The 21,977-nt window shown below is 47.5% G+C and carries 20 protein-coding genes and 1 pseudogene; 17 read left to right on the top strand and 4 right to left on the bottom strand.

What is annotated here, in order from left to right; genetic code table 11:
• Positions 1-48: 48 nt before the first annotated feature.
• Positions 49-1,134 (bottom strand): DNA replication/repair protein RecF, encoded by a 1,086-nt coding sequence (recF, locus tag LQ567_RS04170; RefSeq protein WP_231002848.1) that lies wholly within the window; start codon positions 1,132-1,134, stop codon positions 49-51.
• Positions 1,135-1,390: 256 nt separating this feature from the next.
• Between recF and pdhA the strand changes: the two genes are divergently transcribed.
• The 7 genes from pdhA to LQ567_RS04135 all read left to right on the top strand — a co-directional run bounded on the left by pdhA (position 1,391) and on the right by LQ567_RS04135 (position 7,159).
• Positions 1,391-2,386 carry a pyruvate dehydrogenase (acetyl-transferring) E1 component subunit alpha gene (gene pdhA / locus LQ567_RS04165; RefSeq protein WP_231002847.1) on the top strand — a complete coding sequence of 332 codons (996 nt, stop codon included), beginning with the start codon at positions 1,391-1,393 and terminating at the stop codon, positions 2,384-2,386.
• Positions 2,387-2,411: 25 nt separating this feature from the next.
• Entirely contained in the window at positions 2,412-3,110 is a 699-nt protein-coding gene (locus LQ567_RS04160) for a tetratricopeptide repeat protein (protein WP_231002846.1), read from the top strand.
• A 3-nt stretch (positions 3,111-3,113) separates the two neighbouring features.
• Entirely contained in the window at positions 3,114-3,590 is a 477-nt protein-coding gene (gene ribH / locus LQ567_RS04155; RefSeq protein ID WP_231002845.1) for a 6,7-dimethyl-8-ribityllumazine synthase, read from the top strand.
• Positions 3,590-4,033, top strand: coding sequence for a hypothetical protein (locus LQ567_RS04150; protein ID WP_231002844.1), 444 nt, complete (start codon positions 3,590-3,592; stop codon positions 4,031-4,033). The genes ribH and LQ567_RS04150 overlap by 1 nt, the downstream gene beginning before the upstream one ends.
• Before the next feature lies 1 nt (position 4,034).
• Positions 4,035-4,754 (top strand): (Fe-S)-binding protein, encoded by a 720-nt coding sequence (locus tag LQ567_RS04145; RefSeq protein WP_231002843.1) that lies wholly within the window; start codon positions 4,035-4,037, stop codon positions 4,752-4,754.
• A gap of 364 nt (positions 4,755-5,118) precedes the next feature.
• Positions 5,119-6,477, top strand: a complete 1,359-nt coding sequence (locus tag LQ567_RS04140; protein WP_231002842.1) for a TrpB-like pyridoxal phosphate-dependent enzyme — start codon at positions 5,119-5,121, stop codon at positions 6,475-6,477.
• A gap of 160 nt (positions 6,478-6,637) precedes the next feature.
• Entirely contained in the window at positions 6,638-7,159 is a 522-nt protein-coding gene (locus tag LQ567_RS04135; RefSeq protein ID WP_231002841.1) for a hypothetical protein, read from the top strand.
• A 218-nt stretch (positions 7,160-7,377) separates the two neighbouring features.
• On the opposite strand, the gene LQ567_RS04130 is transcribed toward LQ567_RS04135, so the two are convergent.
• Both LQ567_RS04130 and LQ567_RS04125 read right to left on the bottom strand, forming a co-directional pair.
• On the bottom strand, positions 7,378-8,268 hold the full coding sequence (locus tag LQ567_RS04130) for a DUF72 domain-containing protein (RefSeq protein ID WP_231002840.1): 891 nt from the start codon (positions 8,266-8,268) through the stop codon (positions 7,378-7,380).
• A 68-nt stretch (positions 8,269-8,336) separates the two neighbouring features.
• The gene (locus tag LQ567_RS04125; protein WP_317206835.1) at positions 8,337-9,392 is read right to left on the bottom strand and encodes an NAD(P)/FAD-dependent oxidoreductase; all 1,056 of its coding nucleotides are present in this window, start codon (positions 9,390-9,392) and stop codon (positions 8,337-8,339) included.
• Positions 9,393-9,555: 163 nt separating this feature from the next.
• Here LQ567_RS04125 and LQ567_RS04120 point away from each other — a divergent pair, with 163 nt between their 5' ends.
• The 3 genes from LQ567_RS04120 to LQ567_RS04110 all read left to right on the top strand — a co-directional run bounded on the left by LQ567_RS04120 (position 9,556) and on the right by LQ567_RS04110 (position 12,374).
• Complete coding sequence (locus LQ567_RS04120) at positions 9,556-9,969, top strand: EVE domain-containing protein (RefSeq protein WP_231002839.1); 414 nt, start codon at positions 9,556-9,558, stop codon at positions 9,967-9,969.
• Positions 9,970-10,071: 102 nt separating this feature from the next.
• Complete coding sequence (locus LQ567_RS04115) at positions 10,072-11,841, top strand: aromatic amino acid hydroxylase (RefSeq protein ID WP_231002838.1); 1,770 nt, start codon at positions 10,072-10,074, stop codon at positions 11,839-11,841.
• Between the two features lie 32 nt (positions 11,842-11,873).
• A complete protein-coding gene (locus LQ567_RS04110; RefSeq protein ID WP_231002837.1) occupies positions 11,874-12,374 on the top strand; it encodes a DinB family protein in 501 nt (166 codons plus the stop codon).
• Between the two features lie 977 nt (positions 12,375-13,351).
• Here the strand turns inward: LQ567_RS04110 and LQ567_RS04105 are convergent.
• The gene (locus LQ567_RS04105) at positions 13,352-14,509 is read right to left on the bottom strand and encodes a homogentisate 1,2-dioxygenase (protein WP_231002836.1); all 1,158 of its coding nucleotides are present in this window, start codon (positions 14,507-14,509) and stop codon (positions 13,352-13,354) included.
• 392 nt (positions 14,510-14,901) lie between these two features.
• Between LQ567_RS04105 and hppD the strand changes: the two genes are divergently transcribed.
• The 7 genes and pseudogenes from hppD (at position 14,902) to LQ567_RS04070 (ending at position 21,962) form a co-directional block, all read left to right on the top strand.
• A complete protein-coding gene (hppD, locus tag LQ567_RS04100; RefSeq protein ID WP_231002835.1) occupies positions 14,902-16,032 on the top strand; it encodes a 4-hydroxyphenylpyruvate dioxygenase in 1,131 nt (376 codons plus the stop codon).
• Between the two features lie 123 nt (positions 16,033-16,155).
• Positions 16,156-17,421 (top strand): pyridoxal phosphate-dependent aminotransferase, encoded by a 1,266-nt coding sequence (locus LQ567_RS04095; protein WP_231002834.1) that lies wholly within the window; start codon positions 16,156-16,158, stop codon positions 17,419-17,421.
• A 54-nt stretch (positions 17,422-17,475) separates the two neighbouring features.
• Positions 17,476-18,504 carry a fumarylacetoacetate hydrolase family protein gene (locus tag LQ567_RS04090; RefSeq protein WP_231002833.1) on the top strand — a complete coding sequence of 343 codons (1,029 nt, stop codon included), beginning with the start codon at positions 17,476-17,478 and terminating at the stop codon, positions 18,502-18,504.
• A 58-nt stretch (positions 18,505-18,562) separates the two neighbouring features.
• Positions 18,563-18,948 (top strand): annotated as a pseudogene (locus tag LQ567_RS04085) (GxxExxY protein).
• Positions 18,949-19,002: 54 nt separating this feature from the next.
• On the top strand, positions 19,003-19,878 hold the full coding sequence (locus LQ567_RS04080) for a flavin reductase family protein (RefSeq protein WP_231002832.1): 876 nt from the start codon (positions 19,003-19,005) through the stop codon (positions 19,876-19,878).
• 275 nt (positions 19,879-20,153) lie between these two features.
• Positions 20,154-20,957, top strand: coding sequence for a hypothetical protein (locus LQ567_RS04075; protein ID WP_231002831.1), 804 nt, complete (start codon positions 20,154-20,156; stop codon positions 20,955-20,957).
• Between the two features lie 345 nt (positions 20,958-21,302).
• Positions 21,303-21,962 carry a hypothetical protein gene (locus LQ567_RS04070; protein WP_231002830.1) on the top strand — a complete coding sequence of 220 codons (660 nt, stop codon included), beginning with the start codon at positions 21,303-21,305 and terminating at the stop codon, positions 21,960-21,962.
• The last annotated feature ends 15 nt before the right edge of the window (positions 21,963-21,977 follow it).

The raw sequence follows: 21,977 nt of genomic DNA, 5'->3' as shown, positions 1-21,977 counted from the left end.
GGAAACTGATAATGCTTTAAAATTAACGCGAAATGAAATGTGTACCAATTAAAGTTCTACCAGGTGCACCTCCACATCAATGGCCTGCATATGTTGCAGTACGCGTTCTTTATTGGTATCCGTAATAAATACCTGGCCATCCATTCCGGTGCATACCTGGGCCAGCAGGCTACTGATACGGTCTTCGTCCAGTTTTTCAAAAACATCGTCCAGTAACAGGAGCGGGGTGAATTTCTTTTCCGCGGCGAGCAGTTCCAGTTCGGTTAGCTTTAAGGCAAAAAGGAGGCTTTTCCGTTGCCCCTGGGATGCAATATTTTTAAAGGGCTGATTTCCGAGCTGCAGGGTAATATCGTCCCGGTGAATGCCCAGGGTAGTGCGTTGCAGTACCAGGTCTTTTTGACGGGCCGCTTTCAGCAGTTCGTCGAAACCGGCTTCCAGCAGGCGGCTTTCATACAGGAGGGAAAGGTGTTCTTCCCGCTGCGCGATTTCGGTATACATCCGCTTTACCCGGGGCAGGAACGCCACCATCGCATCCCGTCGTTTGTTAAAGATAAAATTGCCTGCCGGCACCAGTTGCTCGTCCAGCACCGCCAGCAGCGATTCGTCCAGTGACCCGCTTTCGGCCGCCGCTTTCAAAAAACTATTGCGTTGCTGCAACAGCTTGTTATAAAGGATCAGCTGCCGCAGGTATTCCGGGTCCAGCTGGGAAAGCAGTGCATCCATAAAACCCCGCCGCTCCTCACTGCTGCCGGTAATGAGCACGGCATCGTCCGGGGCAATGATCACGCAGGGGTACCGGCCGATATGTTTTGAAAACTTATCATAAAGTTCGCCGTTGACCGAAAACTCCTTCTTGCCGGTTTCACGGAGAATACAGGCTGCGCTTTCCGTGTGTCCGTTTTGTTCAAATACGCCGTCTATGCGGAAGCCCCGGGCTCCCTGCTGTACATTCACCATGTCTGTATTACTGAAATAACTTTTGGTAAAACAGAGATAATAGATCGCATCCAGGATATTGGTTTTACCCACGCCGTTTTTTCCACAGATGGCTACCACCTTTTTGGGAAAAAGGAAACTCCGGTTGGTGTAGTTTTTAAACTGGAGTAATGATATGGAGTTGAGCTGAAACGACATGATACTGGTCTCTGCGGGCTAAATTACTAATTGTCATTCTATTGACCGTATAATTTTCATGGAAACCAGGCCGCTACGGGTGTGTCTGCGGGGCGCTGCACTGCAGTTCCAGTGTGCGACGCAAGCCGGATGCCACCTGTACCGCAGCCGGGAAAATAAAAAACAAAGCACCCGGTATAAAAAAAGGCTTCGGGTGCATTACAAGAGGGTATAAATCAGAAATTTTCCCTTACTTTTGCTACTCAAATTTTTAGCCGTGGCAACAAAATTTTCAAAAGAAACCTACCTGTATTGGTATGAATTGATGCAGCTGATTCGCACATTTGAGCTTACAGCAGAGGAGAAATATAAGATGGAAGGGAAGATCCGTGGTTTTTTTCATGCCTATGTAGGGCAGGAAGCCATTGCTGCGGGTTGCATGACCGCCACAAAGCCGGAAGATATTTTTATCACTGCTTACCGCGATCACGGATTGGCCATTGCCAAGGGTGTTTCGGTAGACAGTTGTATGGCGGAATTATACGGAAAGGCTACCGGTTGTGCGAAAGGTAAGGGAGGCAGCATGCACTTTTTTGGTAAAGAGCAGCATTTTTATGGAGGCCACGGGATCGTAGGGGCACAGATCGGTACGGGTACCGGGCTGGCTTTTGCCGAAAATTACAAGGGTACGGATAACGTAGTGCTCTGCTTTTTCGGAGACGGTGCCGCCCGCCAGGGAATTTTGCACGAGTCCTTTAACCTGGCCATGTTATGGAAATTACCCGTAATTTATATTTGTGAGAATAACAATTACGCGATGGGTACCTCCGTTGAGCGGACTTCCAATATCCACGATATTTATAAGCTGGGAGCAGCTTATGAAATGCCTTCCGAGGTCGTAGATGGAATGAACCCCGAAACCGTACATGATGCAGTAGCCAAGGCGGTAAAACGGGCGCGGGAGAAAGGCGGCCCTACTTTGCTGGAAATTAAAACCTACCGCTACAAAGGGCACTCCATCAGTGACCCGCAGAAATACCGTACCAAGGATGAGGTGGATGAATACAAATCAAAAGACCCGATCAACCTGTTGCGGAAAAATATCCTGGATACCAAGCTGGCAACCGAACCCCAGATAAAGGAGATCGACACCCGTTGTGATGAAGTGGTGGCTGCCTCTGTCATTTTTGCGGAAGAAAGCCCGTTCCCGTCAGATGATGAAGTGCTGAAGGATGTATACATGGATCAGAACTACCCGTTCATTGTAGATTAAAACTAACTAAATAATATATATCAAAATGGCAGATAAGCGAAATAATGAAACTGTAAACGAGCATGTTGCGGATTCAAACGCTGTTGATAATTTAAGAGTGTTCTGGCTGAAAAACAGTAAAAAGATTGCGGCTGTCCTGGGCCTGATCGTAGTGTTGGGAGGCGGGTATATGCTTTATAAAACCTTTGTACAAAAGCCCAAGATCGAAGAGGCGCTGGACAAAAGCTTTAAGGCGGAAGAATACTTTAAGAAAGATTCGTTTAACCTGGCGCTTAATGGCGACGGTGTAAACCCCGGATTTATTGCCCTTTCAAAAAAATACAGCGGTACAGCTACCGGCAACCTGGCTAATTTTTATGCCGGTGTGTGTTATGTAAAGCTGAATCAGAACGATAAAGCCGTTTCATTCCTGAAGGATTTTAAAACGGATTCCAAGCAGATCCAGCAGCGGGCGTATAAATTGCTGGGAGATGCTTACGGTGATATGGGCAAAGGGGCAGAGGCGCTGGACAACTATAAAAAAGCCGCAAAGGAATTTGAAGCAGATCAAATGGCCTGTGCCGATGCATTGTTCAGTGCAGCCTACCTGGCGCAGCATGTATTGAACCAAAAAGACGAAGCGATTGGTCTTTACAAAGAATTAAAAGAAAAATATCCGCGTACCCAGCAGGGATTTGATGCTGATAAGTATCTGGCCCAGTTAGGTGTTTATAATGTAAATTAAAAAATGGCAACACAAGGAAACAGTTCTTTATATCATATTGACACAGGCATTCTGAAAGAGAATGCCTGTGTTATTTTAGTGAAAACAGAGTGGAATGCAGCCATCGTGGATGCATTGGAAGAAGGATGCAAAAACATCTTTGATCAATATAAGATCCGTTACGAAACACTTGTGGTACCCGGCGCTGTGGAACTGCCTTTTGCAATAAAACGGCATTGGGAGCGTACAAAGGATGGCGCTGCTCCGGACGCTTTTATCGCCCTGGGCTGTGTGATAAAGGGCGATACGCCGCATTTTGAGTATGTATGTGATTCCGTAACACAGGGCGTATTGCAACTGAACCTGATGCTTCCGGTACCTACTATTTTTGGTGTATTAACTGTAAATACGGAGGAGCAGGCAAGGGAGCGGATCGGTGGCGCACATGGACATAAAGGTGAGGAGGCTGCTGTTACGGCATTGAAAATGATTCATTCATAATGATTCAGCGGCGCTTCTGTTTTGCTTGTTTACTGGTGCTGTTGCTGGCTACAGCCTGCAATGAACCGGGTATAAAAAACAACGACGTCAAAGATACTCTTGTTGGTACGGCGCTTCCTGTTCCGGATACGGCAACGGCGGTACCGGTTGCCGGGGATGCAACCGAAGCAGCGGTAATGGATAGCCTACGTAAAATTCCCTTTGTTGCAGAAAGCCACCGGTATATTGATTCGTTCAGTCACCACAAACAAGGTATCGCATTTTTGATCGACACCATTTCTGATAAAGAAGTTAACTTTAGAGCCGGATATAACGGCGAGCTTCGCTTTGAGACCTATTATCTTTTTACCGTGAATCCGCAGAACTTCGATATAAAAGTGATGGAACCGGTTAACGGCGATCAGCTGACGATTGCCGAGTATCAAAAAGCGCAACAGCAATAAAATGAATGTACAGATTTTCATACCCTGTTTTGTAGATCAGCTTTATCCCGAAACCGGCTTTAACATGGTAAAAGTGTTGGAGAAATTCGGGTGTACCGTTCGTTACAATGGCAACCAGACCTGTTGCGGACAGCCGGCTTTTAATGCTGGTTTCCGGGAGGAATCAAAGGCGGTTTGCACCAAATTTCTGAATGATTTTAAAGGCAGCGATTATATTGTAGCCCCCAGTGCCAGTTGTGTAGGATTTGTACGCAATTATTATCCTACCCTTTTTGATAACTCTTCCGTGCATAATGAAGTAAAAGCCCTGGGTGCAAGGATCTACGAATTTTCAGAGTTCCTGGTGCAAGTGCTGAAGGTAACGGATACGGGAGCTGTCCTGAAGGGGAACGCCACCTATCACGACAGCTGCGCTGCTTTAAGAGAATGTAAGATCAAATCGGAACCCCGGGAACTGCTTTCCAATGTGCGGGGGTTAATCGTAAACGAGCTGAAGGATGTGGAAACCTGCTGTGGTTTCGGAGGCACTTTTGCCGTAAAATTTCCTTCCATATCCATTAATATGGGCGAGCAGAAGGTAGAGAACGCCATTGCCACCGGTGCAGACTACCTGATCAGCACGGATCTTTCCTGCCTGATGCATTTGCAGGGTTATATCGACAACAAAAAGTATGCTATTAAAACCATGCACCTGGCCGATGTACTGGCCAGTGGCTGGTAGCACGGCAATGTAATGCAATGCCGCAGCTGGTTGGGTAGTTGAAATGCCCGGAACCGGTTCATTGCTGCGATCCCTGTTTTACGGAGCAGGCAACGGCAGCAGACAGCACCCATATGAATATACAATTGTTTCCCCTGGCCGCCGGGTTACCCGGCCCCCAAAACATATCCGGTACTATATGAAACTACCGGCGGTATCTCCATGCTGCAGCGGCTGAATAAATGACGCATACGTGTTTTCCCGGGAACGTACCCATCAAAACTGCGGCACGCGGTAGCAGAACCCCGTTAAAACAAATTGTTTATATACCAGAACTGACTTATATTAGACTTTCTTAATTCAACCAAAAAATAAATATATTTTAATGGAAAAGAAAATCCTTCTGAATGAAAAAGACATGCCTACGCAATGGTACAATATTGTGGCAGATATGCCCAATAAACCGTTGCCACCACTGCATCCGGGCACCAAACAGCCTATCGGGGGCGAAGACCTGGCGCCTTTATTCCCCATGGACCTGATCCAGCAGGAAGTGTCTGCAGAACGGTATATTGACATACCCGAAGAAGTACAGGAGGCCTACCGGATCTGGCGCCCCACGCCGCTGATCCGTGCAACGGAACTGGAAAAGGCATTGAAGACGGATTGTAAGATCTATTATAAGTATGAAGGTACCAGCCCCAGCGGTTCGCATAAACCCAATACGGCCATTCCGCAGGCGTATTATAATAAAAAGGCGGGGGTAAAACGGATCATTACTGAAACCGGTGCAGGACAGTGGGGGACAGCCTTAAGTTTTGCCTGCTCGCATTTTGGGATCGACTGTGAGGTGTATATGGTGCGCATCAGCTTTAACCAGAAGCCGTACCGGAAAATATTGATGAACACGTTTGGGGCTAAAGTATACGCTTCTCCAAGTACAAACACGCAGGCGGGAAGGAGCGCCCTGGAGGCAAATCCGGATACACCGGGCAGCCTGGGCCTGGCCATATCGGAAGCCATAGAAATTGCCGCCGGCGATGAGGATACCAAGTACTCCCTGGGGTCTGTACTGAACCACGTACTGCTGCACCAGACGATCATTGGCCAGGAAGCAAAAAAGCAACTGGAATATACCGGCGACTATCCGGATGTGATCATTGCACCCCTGGGCGGAGGTTCTAATTTTGCGGGGCTGTCGTTCCCCTTTATAAAGGATAAGATCGAAGGAAAAAGTGTTCGCTGTGTGGCCGTGGAACCGGCGTCCTGTCCTAAACTGACCAAGGGAAAGTTTATGTATGATTTTGGAGATACGCAGGGCTATACACCATTGCTGCCGATGTTTACATTGGGACATACCTTTACACCCGCAGCGATCCATGCGGGCGGTTTACGGTATCATGGTGCAAGCGTACTATGCAGCCAGTTGCTGAAAGACGGACTGATTGAAGCGAATGCCATTCAGCAGCTGGAATGTTTTGAGGCCGGTGTATTATTTGCAAAGGCAGAAGGGATTGTGCCGGCTCCGGAAGCAAACCACGGTATAGCCCAGGTGATCCGCGAGGTAAACCGCGCACGTGAAGAGGGCGTGCAAAAAAACATCCTGTTTAACCTGTGCGGCCATGGCTTTGTGGATATGGCTGCTTACCAGGATTATTTTGACGGCAAGCTGGTCAATCATTCGTTTACGGATGAAGAGCTCACCGTAGCGCTTAAAGATATTGAGGTATTGCAGCCGCAATAATGATTTAAAAATGGATGAAAGAGCCGGCTTCAGAAGCCGGCTTTTTTTGTTCTATTGGGCAAACAACGGTTACCTGCAGGTCTGTTCCGGTATTAAGCATTATTGTGAACGATTCAATCTGCTAAAAATGAAAACAGGAAGTTCATTAACAGGTTCCGTAATGAAGACAGCTATTGTGCTTGGAGGAATATGCATTCTAACAGGTTGTGATCCTGTACAGGTCATGAACATACAGGCTACGGGGAAAAAAAACACCTCGGTAGTTCTGTATGGAAATAAGTCGCTAACCGGCACTGCCGCTGCGGCCGATACGGGAAAGATCCTGATCCGCGTTCCGCAGGGGGATATAACCAGCAGGAGGCTCTATTTTGAAAGAGGCGGCTGGAGCGATGCAGACCTGGATACCCTGATCAGGGATATTGATTCTGTAACGATCACAAACCAACAGGGCACGGAACGGTTAAATGATAAGAATGCCCTGAAAGCGTATTTACAGGCGCATCGCAGCGGTTTTGCACGCAATGAGCTGACGCTTGAAGCAAAACAGGGATACAAAGAATGTTGGTGGTTTATGCGCGTGGTTAAGACTTACCGCAAGCGCGGGGCGATTCTTAGCTATTCCTGCGGTTTAAAATGTGAATCGCGATGGTATAGGGACAAGGGTTACGGGGCTAATGGATAAATCCTGGCGCTTCTTTGCGCGCATAGCGAAACCCCTGCGGTAAAATCATGCCAGAAAGGAGCGAGGACATGAGGAACACAAAGCGGATAGGTTTCATTGCCACATTCTTATACTTTCAGCGGCTGAAATTGTAAACAGCTACGATGAAAATCCTAATATCCATCGCTTTGCAAACCTTGCAACCCTTCGCATTCTTTGCAGTTAAAAACCAACATCCTTTAAAACAATGCGCCCTGTTCTCCCGCCTTGTCCGGCACTTTTAACGAAAGCCCAAAGGATTGATTCATTGCCCGGATAAAATGTGCCGCAAGTAAGGGCGACTCCAGTTCTACATTCTGGTGCACAAAAAAATACAGTTTTTGCAATCCTTCTTTCCTCCATTTTTTGATCCGCTCAATCCATTCGTCCAGCCGCTCCACATCTGTGGGATGGTTGGCACCCACGTACCGCACAAAGGCCGTAGGTGCTGTAAGCCGCATGTGCAGCATATCCCGGCGGCCGGCGGTGTCCACAATAATATGGGCCATCTTCAGCTTTTCCAGCAGCCGGCAATAACGGTCGTGTATCCGGTTATCAGAAAACCACTCACCGTTGCGCACTTCCACGCCCAGGGGAATACCTTTCGGAAATTGCTCCAGTACGGTTTGTAACCGGTCGAAATGCTCGGGTTTGAAATTATCATGCAGTTGAAGAAATGCCATACCCATCCGGTCTTCAAAATTGCTGACCGCATCACAAAACACTTCGATCTCCTGCTTTACATCGATCAGTCGCTTGTAATGACTGATGGTGTTGGTTAGCTTGGGAAAGAATTTGAAACCCTCCGGAGTCTTGTTCTTCCAGGTTTCTACCTGCTTCCAGTCCGGCATTTTATAAAAAGTAGCATTCAGCTCAATGGCATTGAACTGTGTGGCATAATACTTCAATTCATCTTTAACGCCCCGCGGGTAAAAACCTTTCAGGTCTGTACGGTTCCATTTGGCACAGCCGATATATACCTCAAACGGCTGTTGTTTTTTTGTAGCGCCAAGCACCCTTGCGGTTTCGGGATGATCCTTTGGCAGGGTGAAATCAACAGCTCCGGGATTGCTTACTTGTCCAAACTTCATTTTTGGGAGAACGTTATTTTTTTATTAATAAATGCTTGCATGGTATATACATACACTTGTTGATGATACTAGGTCATCAGTTCCGCAATTTTTTTTCCTGCGGCAGGAGCCAGTGCCACGCCCATGCCACTCATCCGGAGTGCACAGAAAGAACGGTCGGTAAGCTGCTCCAGAATAGGTGTTTTTTCTTTGCCCATTGCCATGATACCAGCCCACCGGTGCGTGATCTGTGGCCGCTGTCCGGGTAAAATGACGGTTGATAAAAATGCCTCCAGCGCCTCCTGTATGGGCAACGTGGTAAACGGCTCCAGCGTATATTCCGTCTGAAAAGAAGTATTACGGGCTCCTCCCAGTAAAATACGGTTGTCCAGGTTCCGGAAGTAATAATATCCCTCCTGGTAATGGAAGGTACCGTTAAATTTTAAACCGGGAACCGGCTCGGTAAGCAACACCTGGCCTCTGGCCGGTACAAGGTCCATCCGCGGCAGGAGCCGGCTGCTAAAGGCATTTGTACAATACACGATCCGTTCTGCTAAGAGGCCTGGCCCCTTTGCCATAAACAGCTTTATTCCCTGCGGATGTTCCTCCACCATTCGTACTTCGGTTGCAAACAAAAAGCGGATGTTCATCTTTACGGCGAGCTGATGTAAGGCATTTAAAAGTTTGCCCGGGTGCAGGCATCCCTCAAAACGGTTTTCAACCAGGTGTGCTGTGTTGGCAAATCCAAACACAGGGATCAGTTCGTCCTGCTGGCAAAAAGTTACAGGAGCACCGGTAATCTCATAAAGCCATTCATTCAGTATCGGAAGGCGTTCAACGCTTCGGGGATCATCCAGTAATTCGTATCCCTTACAAACCGAAAAATCGATCAGTCCGTTTGCAAAGATCTTTTGGATGGCCCGCAGTCCTTCAAAGCGCATGTTTAACAACTGCAGCGCTTTTTCTTTTCCCATTGCTGCTACATCGGATAAAATTTCTGTAGGACTTCCAAAACAGGCAAAGCCGGCGTTGCGTGCTGAAGCACCGGCAGGCGTTACATCCCGTTCTACCACGGTGATCTGTTTCGACGGAAACTTTTGCCGCAGGTAGATGGCCGTCCAAAGGCCTGTAAAACCGGCACCAATGATGACGATGTCCTGCGGCGCATAAAAAGCCTCCTGCTCCCAGATGCTTATTTGATGTTGCGGATTCCTGATTGTTTTTTATTTTTATATTTTATAAAAATACTGATTACAAACAGGAACCACGCATCATTCTAAATTCAATATTTTAAATTTTATACTTCTTATGGCTTATTGGCTTATAAAATCAGAACCCTTTAAATACAGCTACGATCAATTGGTGAAAGACAAGAAGACGGTATGGGATGGCGTACGAAATTATGCCGCCCGGCTAAACCTGCGTGCTATGAAGAAAGGCGATCTGGCTTTTTTTTATCACAGCAATGAGGGAGTGGAAATTGTGGCGATTGCAAAAATTGTAAAAGAAGCCTTCCAGGACCCTACTACAACAGATGAACGTTGGGTAGCGGTAGAGGTGGCTCCATATAAGAAATTAAAGAAACCGGTGCCCTTATCCGAGATCAAAGAAGTGCCCCAGCTAAAAGATATGGACCTGGTACGGCTGGGACGTCTGTCCGTACAAACCGTAAAACCGGAAGAGTGGGAGCTGATCCTGAAAATGAGCGGCGAAACGGCCTGAGAATCACCACTGCTCCTTTATCCGGTATCAAAAAAAATGAGCGAAAACGTCGGCTGTTTATTAACTTACGTTTGTTTGTTTTAAATTGCATGTTTTTGTTGTATGAACAATTATAACAACCCGCTCATCGACCGGCTTCCCCGCCACTTGAAGCAATATATTGTGGCGCAGCATTACGAACATTATACCGCTGTAGATCATGCGGTATGGCGGTATGTAATGCGGCAGAACTACAGCTATCTGAAGGATGTGGCGTATTATCCCTATATACCGGGGTTAAAAAAGGCAGGGCTTACCATCGAACGGATCCCCGATCTGCAAACCATGAACGATCATCTGAAGCAGATCGGCTGGGCAGCAGTTACCGTAAACGGATTTATCCCTTCGCAGGCGTTTATGGAGTTTCAGGCTTACCGGGTGCTGATCATTGCGGCAGATATCCGCCAGATACAGCATATCGAATACACCCCGGCTCCTGATATTATTCATGAATCTGCCGGACATGCGCCCATCATCGGAGAACCGGAATATGCCAGGTACCTGCAGTTTACGGGAGAAGTGGGTACAAAAGCCATGCGTTCCCAAAAAGACCAGGAATTGTTTGAGGCCATCCGTGCGCTTGCGATACTGAAGGAACTGGCCGGTACACCGGAAACGGAGATCCGCAAAGCAGAGGCGGCGCTGACGGACATCCAGCAAAATATGGGCGCACCTTCCGAGATGGCGCTGCTGGCCCGCCTGCATTGGTGGACGGTGGAATATGGCCTTATCGGGAGCCTCGAAAATTATAAGATCTATGGTGCCGGCCTGCTGTCGTCTATCGGCGAAAGTGTTACCTGTATGGGGCCGGGTGTAAAGAAACTGCTGTATACCATTGATGCCGTACATTACCCGTATGATATTACCAAGCCCCAGCCGCAGTTGTTTGTGACCCCCGATTTTCAAAACCTGGTTCAGGTGCTGGACGGGTTTGCAGATACGCTTGCCTACCGGCGGGGCGGTATCTATGGCTTGCAGAAAGCCATCGATTGCGGTTTATTATGTACTGCGGTTTATAGTTCGGGGCTACAGGTGTCCGGCATTTTTGTGGAAAAGGGTATCGGAGCGGATATGTATATTATAACTGCAGGGCCTTCGGCACTGGCGTTTGATGACCGGGAGCTGGAAGGCTATGGTAAACAAACCTACCCGCAGGGCTTTGGATCGCCTGTTGGAAAATTGCGGGACTACGATCTGCCATTGGAAGATTTTACCATAGATGACCTGAAGAGCGCCGGTATTGAAACCGGCCGGTTGGCAGCTCTGCTGTTCCGGAACGGCATACAGGTGCATGGGATCGTGGAAGGCATACTCACCAGAAATAATAAGATCATCCTGATCCGCTTTTCGGGATGTACAGTAATTGACAGCGTTACTGCCCGGCAATTGTTTCAGCCCGAATGGGGGATCTATGATATGGCCGTTGGAGCGGAGATCCTGGCCGTTTTTTCCGGTGCTGCCGATAAAGAAGCGTATGAACAGGTAACCAGTGCCCCCCGGGAATTGCCACGTTCGGTATACAGCGAGGCTACCCAGGTATTGCACGCATTATACCGGCAGGTGCGGGAGATCCGGGAACACCGGGCAGATACCGGACCGCTGGAGAACATTGCCGGATTACTGGAGGTTCAGTATCCGGACGACTGGCTTTGCCTGCTGGAGATCCTTGAAATATTAAAAGACCGCGATGAAGCGCCGCTGCTGCAGGAGCATATCGTGCAAACGCTTACCCGCCTGCAACACCGGAAGCCGGAACTTAAAAAACTGATTGACGACGGATGGCATACCTTAGCACAGATTGCCATCCTGCCGGGAGCAGAAGGGCAACCCTGATCCTATTTTTTAATTATAAAATACCACTTGTAATGAACGATTCAACTTTTGCAAAAGCATTCATCCAGGAACTGGAAATGGAAACACGCGCTACCCGCAGCTGCCTCGAACGCATACCCACTACATTATCCGAGTGGCGGCCGCATGAAAAGTCAATGGGCCTCGGTTATTTGTCGGTACTGGTTGCAGAAATCCCCTTATGGATTGCTACGATGGTCAGGGATAATGAGATCGACTTTGTCACCTTTGCGCATATCAGTCCGGCCAATACGGAAGAACTGGTGGCACATTTTGATCAAAATGTTGCAGCTGCAAAAGCTGCGCTGGCTACGGTGAAGGATGGAGATCTGGAGGCGCCCTTTTATCTGAAGAGCAACGGGCAGGTCGTTTTTCAATCTTCAAAACGAGAAAGCCTGGAATCGACCATCAATCACCTGGTGCATCACCGGGGACAGCTTACTGTTTATATGCGATTGAATGATATTGCGGTTCCTTCCATCTACGGGCCTTCGGCAGACAGTCGTGGATTTTAGTGGTGAATGGTCAATAGTGAAGGGTGTACCGGGTAAGTAACGTGTACAGTAGAAGCAAATCGCTAAAGCGTGCATCCAATCTGCGCATCAGCGGCTTTAAGGAAACGACGTTGAATGCTGAACAGACAATCGATGCCGGATCCTTAAGCGGGTTTTTATGATTGCCACAGATACGCAGATAATGCCTGCGGCACCTTCGCTGCGGTGTTTTAGGAGATGCTAAAGCATGCATCTAATCTGCGCATCAGCGGCTTTACTGAAGCGATGTTAAATGCTAAACAGACCGTCAATGCCGGATCCTTAAGCAGGTTTTTATAATTGCCACAGATACACAGATGATGCCTGCGGCCCTTCTCTAAAGCATGCATTCAATCGGCACATCAGCGGCTTTAAGGAAACGACGTTGAATATTGCATAGGCCATCAATGCGGCATCCTTAAGCAGTTTTTTATAATTGCCACAGATACGCAGATAATGCCTGCGGCACCTTCTCTGCGGTATCTTGGGATATGCTAAAGCATGCATCCAATCTGCGCATTAGCGGCTTTAAGAAACGACGTTGAATGCTGAACAGACAATCGATGCCGGATCCTTAAGCGGGTTTTTATGATTGCCACAGATACGCAGATAATGCCTGCAGCACCTTCTCTAAAGCATGCATCTAATCTGCGCATCAGCGGCTTTACTGAAGCGATGTTAAATGCTAAACAGACCGTCAATGCCGGATCCTTAAGCAGGTTTTTATAATTGCCACAGATACACAGATGATGCCTGCGGCCCTTCTCTAAAGCATGTATCCAATCTGCGCATCAGCGGCTTTAAGAAACGACGTTGAATACGGAACAGTGAATGGTGAATAGGTCTGATCGGTTTCTTTGTCTTCAAGTGCCCAATACCATTATCGATTTTACGAAATACAATGCTTCACTATTGCCTATTGACTATTCACTATAGCACATTGCCTAATCCCACACTTTCTACTCTGCCCAGCTCATAATATAATCCGGGTTTTCAATTTCGAGCGCTTCCCTTGTAAGCATCAGCGGATGAAATGTATCTACCATTACCGCCAGTTCCTTTGTTTCCTTTGCACCAATACTTTTTTCAACGGCGCCGGGGTGGGGCCCATGCGGAATACCTGCCGGGTGCAGGGTGATCATCCCCCGGGTCACCTGTTTACGGCTCATAAAATCGCCGTCTACATAGTAAATCACTTCGTCACTGTCGATATTGCTATGGTTATACGGTGCCGGTATGGATTGTGGGTGGTAATCGAACAGGCGCGGCACAAAAGAGCAAACTACAAAGGCATTGGTTTCAAAAGTCTGATGTACCGGTGGCGGCTGATGCACCCGCCCGGTGATGGGTTCAAAGTCGTGTATGGAAAAAATAAAAGGATAGCAGCAGCCATCCCAGCCAATGACATCAAAGGGATGTGTACCATAATGCAGCCCGTACAGCACGCCTTTTTTTTTGGCTTTGATTAAAAAATCGCCTTTTTGGTCAATGGTCTCCAGGTCCTGCGGCGGCCGGATATCACGTTCACAATACGGCGCATGTTCCATCAATTGCCCGTTTTTGCTAAGATAACGTTTGGGAAACCGGATCGGGGTAAACGATTCTACAATAAAAAGCCGGTTGTGTGCATCGTTGAAGCGGATCTGGTAAATAGTGCCTCGTGGTAATACGATATAATCGCCTGTGCTAAACGGAAGCAGCCCGTATTGGGTTGTTACCACGCCCGATCCTTCATGTACAAAAATAAGTTCGTCCCCGTCGGTGTTTTTATAAAAGTAATCTTCCATACTTTGCTGTGGTGCAGCCAGTACCAGGTGGCAGTCGTTGTTTACCAGTATGGGCACGCGGCTGGCCAGGTAATCGGCGACCGGCTTTATTCGGAATCCTTCAAAGCTGCGGTGTTGCAGCATTTTTTCTTCTGCTATATGCGGGCTTACATCCTGCTGCGGTTCTGTCCGGATAATTTGGGTAGGCGGGTGGCAGTGGTATAAGAGCGCATAATCATTGCTGAATCCTTCGGTAGAAAAAAGCTGTTCACTGTAAAGTCCGCCGTCGGGTTTGCGGAATTGGGTATGACGTTTGTGGGGAATAGTTCCCAGCGTATAATAGTGCGACATTTTTTAATTGTTGATTGGTGATTGGAATTTGCAGCGCAGGCTGCATGCAGGTTAGGTAACCTGAAGTTTGAAACATGGCACCTTAAACCTAAACCGCGCCCATTGCAAGTGTGGCCAGCAGGAAGTAATACTTCCAGCGCCGTTTGTCTTTCCAGTAGATAAAATTCCTGTGGTAAGGCATAGAATAATTTCTATAGCAAAATTACCGCTTTTGATAAAATAACGTACATTTGTTATTATTTAGCAATTGAGACCCGATTATCCATACAAGATTTTTTCAGACAAGCGCGTGAACTACGTGTTACTGATCGAAGCGCTGGCCACTGACCGAAGTGGCATCTAATCCGTTCCCTTCTTTTTTACATTTTTATTTACTGTTAAAAAAATGGATCATGCCTGACACAAGTAAGGCGGCTGCAGCCATTCCTGCTACAGCTGATTTTCTTCCCCTGCAGGGTACCGATTATATTGAGTTTTATGTGGGCAATGCCAAACAGGCAGCTCATTTTTATAAAACGACATTTGGTTTTCAATCATTGGCCTATGCCGGGCCGGAAACCGGCGTTAAAGAAAAAGCCAGCTATGTGGTACGCCAGCACAAGCTCACTTTTGTGTTTACCACACCCATCCGGAATTGTGCGGAGGTGGAAGCGCATATTGCCCGGCATGGAGATGGGGTAAGCATGTTGGCGCTCCGGGTAAACGATGCCTCCGACGCCTGGGAGCAGACCACCAAACGGGGTGGCAAAAGTTATATGAAACCCGTGACGCTGGAAGACGAACACGGAACCGTGGTAATGAGCGGCATTCATACCTATGGGGATACGGTACATCTTTTTATTGAGCGTAAAGATTATAATGGTGCTTTTTTACCCGGCTATCAGCCATGGAAACCAGCATACAATCCACCGGAAACCGGGTTGCTTTATGTAGACCATTGCGTAGGAAATGTAGGATGGAACCAAATGAATAAATGGGTACATTTTTATGAGGAGGTAATGGGTTTCCGGAATATCCTGTCTTTTGATGATACGGATATATCCACGGAGTATTCTGCCCTCATGAGTAAGGTAATGAGCAATGGTAACGGGTATGTAAAATTTCCTATTAATGAGCCGGCAGAGGGCAAGAAAAAATCACAGGTGGAAGAGTACCTGGATTTTTACAACGGCGAGGGCGTACAGCATGTAGCGCTGGCTACCAACAATATCATTGAAACGGTAAGCGCGCTGCAAAGCCGCGGGGTGGAATTTTTGAAGATTCCAGCCTCGTATTATGATACGGTGCTGGACCGGGTAGGTGCCATTGATGAAGACCTGCTTCCTTTGAAGGAACTGGGCATCCTGATCGATCGTGATGAAGAAGGGTATTTATTGCAGATCTTTTCCAAACCGGTGGAAGACCGGCCTACGTTGTTCTTTGAGATCATTCAGCGCAAGGGTGCGAAAAGCTTTGGTAAAGGCAATTTTAAAGCCCTGTTTGAAGCACTGGAACGGGAGCAGGAAGCACGGGGGAATTTGTAAGGGAGCATCAATCACTCACGCTCTTGTTTCTGCCATCTCGTGTCTCAATTCTCGTATCTCAAATCTCGAATCTGGTATCTGGTATCTGTAATCTCGTATCTCAATTCTCAAATCAATACAACAATGAAATTATCACGGTTGGCCGAGAATACGCCGCCTTCGGGCATACTGGCCATCAGCAATGCGGTAAAGAAAAGAGCGGGTGCTGACGAACAGTTGCTGAATTATACGGTGGGTGATTTTAACCCGCAGTTGTTCCCCATTCCGCGGTTGCTGGAAGATGAAATTATAAAGGCCTATCGCAACCGGCAAACCAATTACCCGGCTACAGATGGAAACGAAGATTTGAGGGTGGCGATTGCAGCGTTTGTAAAAAAGCATCAGGAACTTTGCTATAATCCGTCAGAGATCATGATCGGAAGTGGTGGCCGACCTTTATTGTTTGCTACGTATCATATGATCGTAGATCCGGGAGACACCGTGATCTATCCTGTGCCTTCCTGGAACAATCACTTTTATGTACAGCTTACCGGTGCAATACCGCGGGTTATTGAAACAAAACCCGAAAATAACTTTATGCCTGTGGCGGATGAAATACGCCCGTTTATAAAGGACGCCGTATTGCTGGCGCTTTGCTCACCCCAGAACCCGACGGGCACCTGTTTCAAGACAGCACAATTAAAGGCGATCTGTGAAATGGTGGTGGAAGAAAATGCAAGGCGACACAAGGATGAAAAAAAACTGTACATCCTGTACGACCAGATCTATTACCTGCTTCAGTATGGCCGGCAACCGCATATCAGTCCGGTAACTGTTTGCCCGCAGGTACAACCGTATACCATTTATATAGATGCTATCAGCAAGGCCTTCGCCGCAACCGGCGTGCGGGTAGGATGGTGCTATGGCCCGGAGCCCGTGATCAGCAAGATCAAAACCATGCTGAACCATGTAGGAGCCTGGGCGCCGATGGCGGAACAGAAGGCGGTAACTGTATTGCTAAATAATGATAATGCAGTGGTAACTTATTTAAACGGGTTTAAGGAAGCGCTGCTGCAGCGGCTGACAAAAATTTATAAGGGCATCCTGCAAATGAAAATGAAAGGACTGCCCATCGATGCCATTGCTCCGGAAGCCTCTATTTATCTTTCCGTTAAAATAGAATTGCCGCAGGATATGACAACGGTGCTCCTGGAAGAAGCGGGCGTTGCCCTGCTGCCTTTCAGGGTGTTTGGTGCGGCACATACGCCTGATTGGTACCGGCTAAGCGTAGGTACCTGCAGGATGGAGGATATTGCACCGATGCTGCGCGGTTTGCAACGGGCACTGGAAGCGCATATGCAACCGCCACAGGACTGCTGTGCAGCAACCGCAAACAAAACGCGGAGATGAAAAAGAAGGCAGGAAGTAAAATACACTTGTTATGTAATGCATTAAATTTTTCCAATGAAACTGGTATCTTATTTAAATAACGGAAATGAGCAATTGGGGTTACTGGTAAACGACCGCATATACGCAGTTCCCTTTTTGAGGCCCGAAGAGCCTGTTACCATGAATTGGCTGCTTGAGAACTGGGACGCGTACTTTCAATTGCTGGTCGCGGAAAATGAAAAGCTCGAAGCCGGGCGGTTTCCGGATACAGGAATCGCATTGTCCGGTGTGGCATTGCTGGCACCTGTGCCCCGGCCAACGTCCTGCAGAGATGGCTATGCGTTCCGGCAACATGTGGCAGCGGCGCGCAGAAACCGTAAAGTACCTATGATCCCGGAGTTTGATCAGTACCCGGTTTTTTATTTTACCAATCACAATAGTATCATCGGGCCCGGAACGGTAACCTGTATGCCGGATCACTTTCAGAAACTGGATTTTGAACTGGAGGCATCCATTGTCATTTGTAAAAAAGGAAGAAATATTAAAGCAGCAGCTGCAGATGCGTATATCGGAGGGCTTATGATTATGAACGATTTCAGCGCCCGTACCTTGCAGATGGAGGAAATGATATTAAACCTGGGACCAGCAAAGGGAAAGGACTTTGCCACAGCAATTGGGCCCTGGTTGGTAACCACGGATGCCTTAAAGGCCCGGGAGGTAACACCCAAGGCAGGGCATACCGGTAAAAGCTGGAACCTGCAAATGCATTGTTTTGTAAATGGCATCCAGGTAAGTACCGGCAACCTGGCAGATATGGACTGGACCTTTGCGGAGCTGATTGAGCGGGCTTCCTATGGAACCGATCTTTACCCCGGAGACCTGATCGGGAGCGGCACGGTAGGAACCGGATGTTTCCTGGAACTGAATGGCACCGGCAAACTGCAGAACCCCAGCTACCAGGAGCAATGGCTGCAACCGGGTGATGTGGTCATACTGGAGATCGACGAACTCGGGCGGCTGGAGAACAAAATCGAAAAGGACGGAGCGGAATTTAGTATCTTAGAGAAGAAATTAACCGCGGAGAAGGGGAGAACGCTGCCGTAGCGCAGAGGCAGGATCATTCTTCAGCGGAACTTTTTAACCTTGGATAAATACCACCATTATGACTAACAATGAACTAAATCGGTTAGGGGGAGTTATTTTAGACGCCTGTATAACTGTACACAAAGAATTAGGTCCTGGATTATTGGAATCGGCGTATGATAATGCATTAAATCGGGAACTGGAACTGAGAAATGTTTTGGTGGGCATACAGGTGCCGGTGGAATTGGTATACAAAGAATGTTTTTAGGAAAGGTTTATGTAATAGATATGTTGATCGAAAATGAGATCATTCTTGAAATCAAGGCCGTTAATTCAATGGAGCCTGTTTTTACGGCACAATTGATTACGTATCTAAAACTGGCGGATAAAAAATTAGGATATCTTATCAACTTTAATGTTTCTTTATTGAAAGATGGATTCAGAAGAATTGTAAACAAATTCTAATCTTTGCGAAACACTGCGGCCACTGTTCTCTGCGGTTGAAAAGTGATTTTGAATATGATATTTGACTTAAAAGCATTAACGACACTGGACGTCCAGCACTACCTGCAGCACATCATTGCGCCCAGGCCCATCTGTTTTGCCAGTACGGTGGATAAAGCCGGTAACATCAACCTGAGCCCTTTTAGTTTCTTCAACCTGTTCTCTACCAATCCGCCGGTGGTAGTCTTTAGTCCCTCCCGCAGGGTGCGCGATAATACCACCAAGCATACGCTTCAGAACCTGCTGGAGGTGCCGGAAGTAGCAATCAATATCGTCGATTATGAGATGGTGCAACAGGTTTCGCTGGCCAGCTGTGAGTTTCCGAAGGATACCAATGAATTTATAAAAGCCGGCTTTACTATGGAGCAATCACGGCAGATCCGTCCTCCGCTGGTTAAGGAAAGCAAGGCTAAAATGGAGTGCCGCGTGGTAGAAATAAAACCGTTGGGCAATGTTGGCGGCGCCGGTAACCTGGTCATTTGTGAAGTACTGCTACTGCATATAGATGAAACCATTTTAGACGGAAGCAACCGGGTAGACCAGCAAAAACTGCAGCATGTGGCGCGACTGGGAGGGAATTGGTATTGTAAAGTAACGCCGGATAATCTTTTTGAAGTAGAAAAACCCAATACGCAGCTGGGATTGGGAATCGACGCCTTGCCGGATGACATTCGTAACAGCCCGGTACTTACAGGAAATGATCTTGGGGTGCTGGCCAATGCTACGGCAATACCTGGCATTGACACCGGATTTATGGATACCACATTATCTACATTGCTGCAGCAGGAAAACAGTGAAGAACGGGTACAGGCCATTCATCGGTATGCACAACAATTGATCCGGGAAGGGGCTGTACTGAAGGCCTGGCAGGTGTTGCTGGCGCGGAGCTGATTCTTCGGTAGCATCGGGCACCGCAGATCCACGCTGATCAGCTGCTACCCACTTACAAAGGCCATCCGGAATAAGCAAGCGCACTCAGCAATATGAGCCGCAGCAGCCGGCTGGCAAAAATCTGAGGCTGTTGGCGGAAACACGATGGCCGCCGACAAAGTTGCCGATTTCATCCCCTGAAATTAATTATCATTTCATTAACATCGGTTTTTACGTATCTGTTCGTACATTAGCTACGAAGAATTTCGTTAATTTCTTGTCTTAAAACCCAACTAATGAAAAAGAGATCTAATTTGCGAACAGCCGTATGGGCATTGCTGCCCGTTGCCTGTGCTGCGTCGTTATCCTTTACACCGCCGGGGCCCGCCTCCGCTTTTAAACCGGAGTATCCCTTTACCAGCGATACCCTGCCGGCGATAACAGAATTTGAAACCGGCCGGTTGGATGCGGCATTGAATTATGTAGAGGAGCAGATCCGTACCCACGATGCCCAATGGGATATAAAAAGGGATCATATTCAGCAAGAGGCCCATAATGTACTATCCGCTGTTGATCTTGCAAAAATTCAGGCGGAGGCAAGGGCGGCTGTAAAAAAGATCAATTTTGAGCAGTTGAATAAAGATATCGAAACAGCTATGGCCGGTATTGATAAAGCAACATTGGAACGGGACATATCCCGCGCAATGAAATCCGTTAAAAATATCGATGCAGCGCAATTGAAAAGCGAAATCAATACCACACTAAAAAATATCCGGCTCGATCAGTTAAAAGGACAACTGGAAGCCACCCGCAGAGATTTGAAGATGCAGCAGCAGCAACTGGAAATAGAAATGCGACAAATGAAACCGGGTATGAATAACGAGCTGCAGGAAACCCGCCGGCAGCTGCAACGGCTTAAAGATGCATACCAGGAAATGGAACGGGACGGATTGATTGAAAAGAGTCCGGCCAACCGGATCCAGTTCAGGGACGGGGAGCTTTACATCAATGGTGAACGGCAATCGAAAGAAACAAGCGAAAAATACAGGCATTATTTTAATAAACGGAAAACGGCTACCGGCAAAATTGTAGCCGTTTAAAAACAGACTCTTGATGACCGCCGGATGTGCGGGGTTCCTGTTCAATGATGAACGGAACGTTTAAAGGCTTCTGGCATGTCAGGAGCCTTTTTTATATTTATTAACAATACGGTTGAGGTTACTTTTTTTGTTGCACTGTATTAAGAGATGAAAAGGATGCTGCAGCATTCTTAAACGATGAAACAGCAAACCTGTAAGCAGCAATAACCGGCTTTGACAGGCCTTGCAGCAAACGAAACCATAAACAAGTGTAATCCAAAAAGCGAACGCCTGGGATATCCGGAGTCCCATGTTAACTGATTTCTGGCTACGCCATTTTCAAAACAACTATTAAAAGCAACACCGATGAAAATTGTTAATAAACTAACAATAGGGCTTTTTATTGCCTGCCTTTCAGCATGCGATGCTACTACGGTAACCTTCTCTGAAGCGCAGCCCTCCGGAGAACCCCAGCTAAGCCAGCTGCCGGACAGTTTGACCGGAACATTCTTCGATCATGATAACGGAACGGTATTGACCGTGTCCCGCTCTTATTTGATAACCCGTGATACCCTGAAGGATACGTTTAGTTATAAAATATTGCAGCCCTACGAAACGATCCGGGGCGATACCCTTTTCAATGGCCGGACCCGTGAGCAATATCCTGTCAGGAAGGCCGGCGATTCTTTATTTACCGGTTATGTATTGACGGATACGATCTTTGACCTGGAAAGAAAAAATGTGCTAAAAGCATATCAGCAACAATATTTCCTGAACCGGCCTTGGGACGACAGCAGCTGGGCTGTACAAAAACTTACGTACAGGAACGGCGTATTGCATATCCGCAGGATCAGTACCAGGAATGAGGTGGAAATGATGGAGGCTATTACAGGTACAAAGGACGATACCACCCGGCCATTGCGGGTAAGCCCCAGTAAGGAAGCACTCGGCGAATTTATAAAGGAGGATGGGTTTATACAGGGTAGGACCTTTATCCGGAGACCGGTTTCAAACAGCGCCCAATAAATTCATATCAACCGA

The sequence above is a fragment of the Niabella pedocola genome (assembly GCF_021044425.1).
GTDB classification, from domain to species: Bacteria; Bacteroidota; Bacteroidia; order Chitinophagales; family Chitinophagaceae; genus Niabella; species Niabella pedocola.
The sequence above is the reverse complement of the archived record's forward strand: the minus strand, read 5'-3'. Positions and strand labels throughout refer to the sequence as shown.

Coding starts and splice junctions, on each gene's coding strand:
- recF (WP_231002848.1), bottom strand. CDS start 1,134: ATGTCGTTTCAGCTCAACTCCATATCATTACTCCAGTTTAAAAACTAC.
- LQ567_RS04160 (WP_231002846.1), top strand. CDS start 2,412: ATGGCAGATAAGCGAAATAATGAAACTGTAAACGAGCATGTTGCGGAT.
- ribH (WP_231002845.1), top strand. CDS start 3,114: ATGGCAACACAAGGAAACAGTTCTTTATATCATATTGACACAGGCATT.
- LQ567_RS04150 (WP_231002844.1), top strand. CDS start 3,590: ATGATTCAGCGGCGCTTCTGTTTTGCTTGTTTACTGGTGCTGTTGCTG.
- LQ567_RS04145 (WP_231002843.1), top strand. CDS start 4,035: ATGAATGTACAGATTTTCATACCCTGTTTTGTAGATCAGCTTTATCCC.
- LQ567_RS04140 (WP_231002842.1), top strand. CDS start 5,119: ATGGAAAAGAAAATCCTTCTGAATGAAAAAGACATGCCTACGCAATGG.
- LQ567_RS04135 (WP_231002841.1), top strand. CDS start 6,638: ATGAAGACAGCTATTGTGCTTGGAGGAATATGCATTCTAACAGGTTGT.
- LQ567_RS04130 (WP_231002840.1), bottom strand. CDS start 8,268: ATGAAGTTTGGACAAGTAAGCAATCCCGGAGCTGTTGATTTCACCCTG.
- LQ567_RS04120 (WP_231002839.1), top strand. CDS start 9,556: ATGGCTTATTGGCTTATAAAATCAGAACCCTTTAAATACAGCTACGAT.
- LQ567_RS04115 (WP_231002838.1), top strand. CDS start 10,072: ATGAACAATTATAACAACCCGCTCATCGACCGGCTTCCCCGCCACTTG.
- LQ567_RS04110 (WP_231002837.1), top strand. CDS start 11,874: ATGAACGATTCAACTTTTGCAAAAGCATTCATCCAGGAACTGGAAATG.
- LQ567_RS04105 (WP_231002836.1), bottom strand. CDS start 14,509: ATGTCGCACTATTATACGCTGGGAACTATTCCCCACAAACGTCATACC.
- hppD (WP_231002835.1), top strand. CDS start 14,902: ATGCCTGACACAAGTAAGGCGGCTGCAGCCATTCCTGCTACAGCTGAT.
- LQ567_RS04095 (WP_231002834.1), top strand. CDS start 16,156: ATGAAATTATCACGGTTGGCCGAGAATACGCCGCCTTCGGGCATACTG.
- LQ567_RS04090 (WP_231002833.1), top strand. CDS start 17,476: ATGAAACTGGTATCTTATTTAAATAACGGAAATGAGCAATTGGGGTTA.
- LQ567_RS04080 (WP_231002832.1), top strand. CDS start 19,003: ATGATATTTGACTTAAAAGCATTAACGACACTGGACGTCCAGCACTAC.
- LQ567_RS04075 (WP_231002831.1), top strand. CDS start 20,154: ATGAAAAAGAGATCTAATTTGCGAACAGCCGTATGGGCATTGCTGCCC.
- LQ567_RS04070 (WP_231002830.1), top strand. CDS start 21,303: ATGAAAATTGTTAATAAACTAACAATAGGGCTTTTTATTGCCTGCCTT.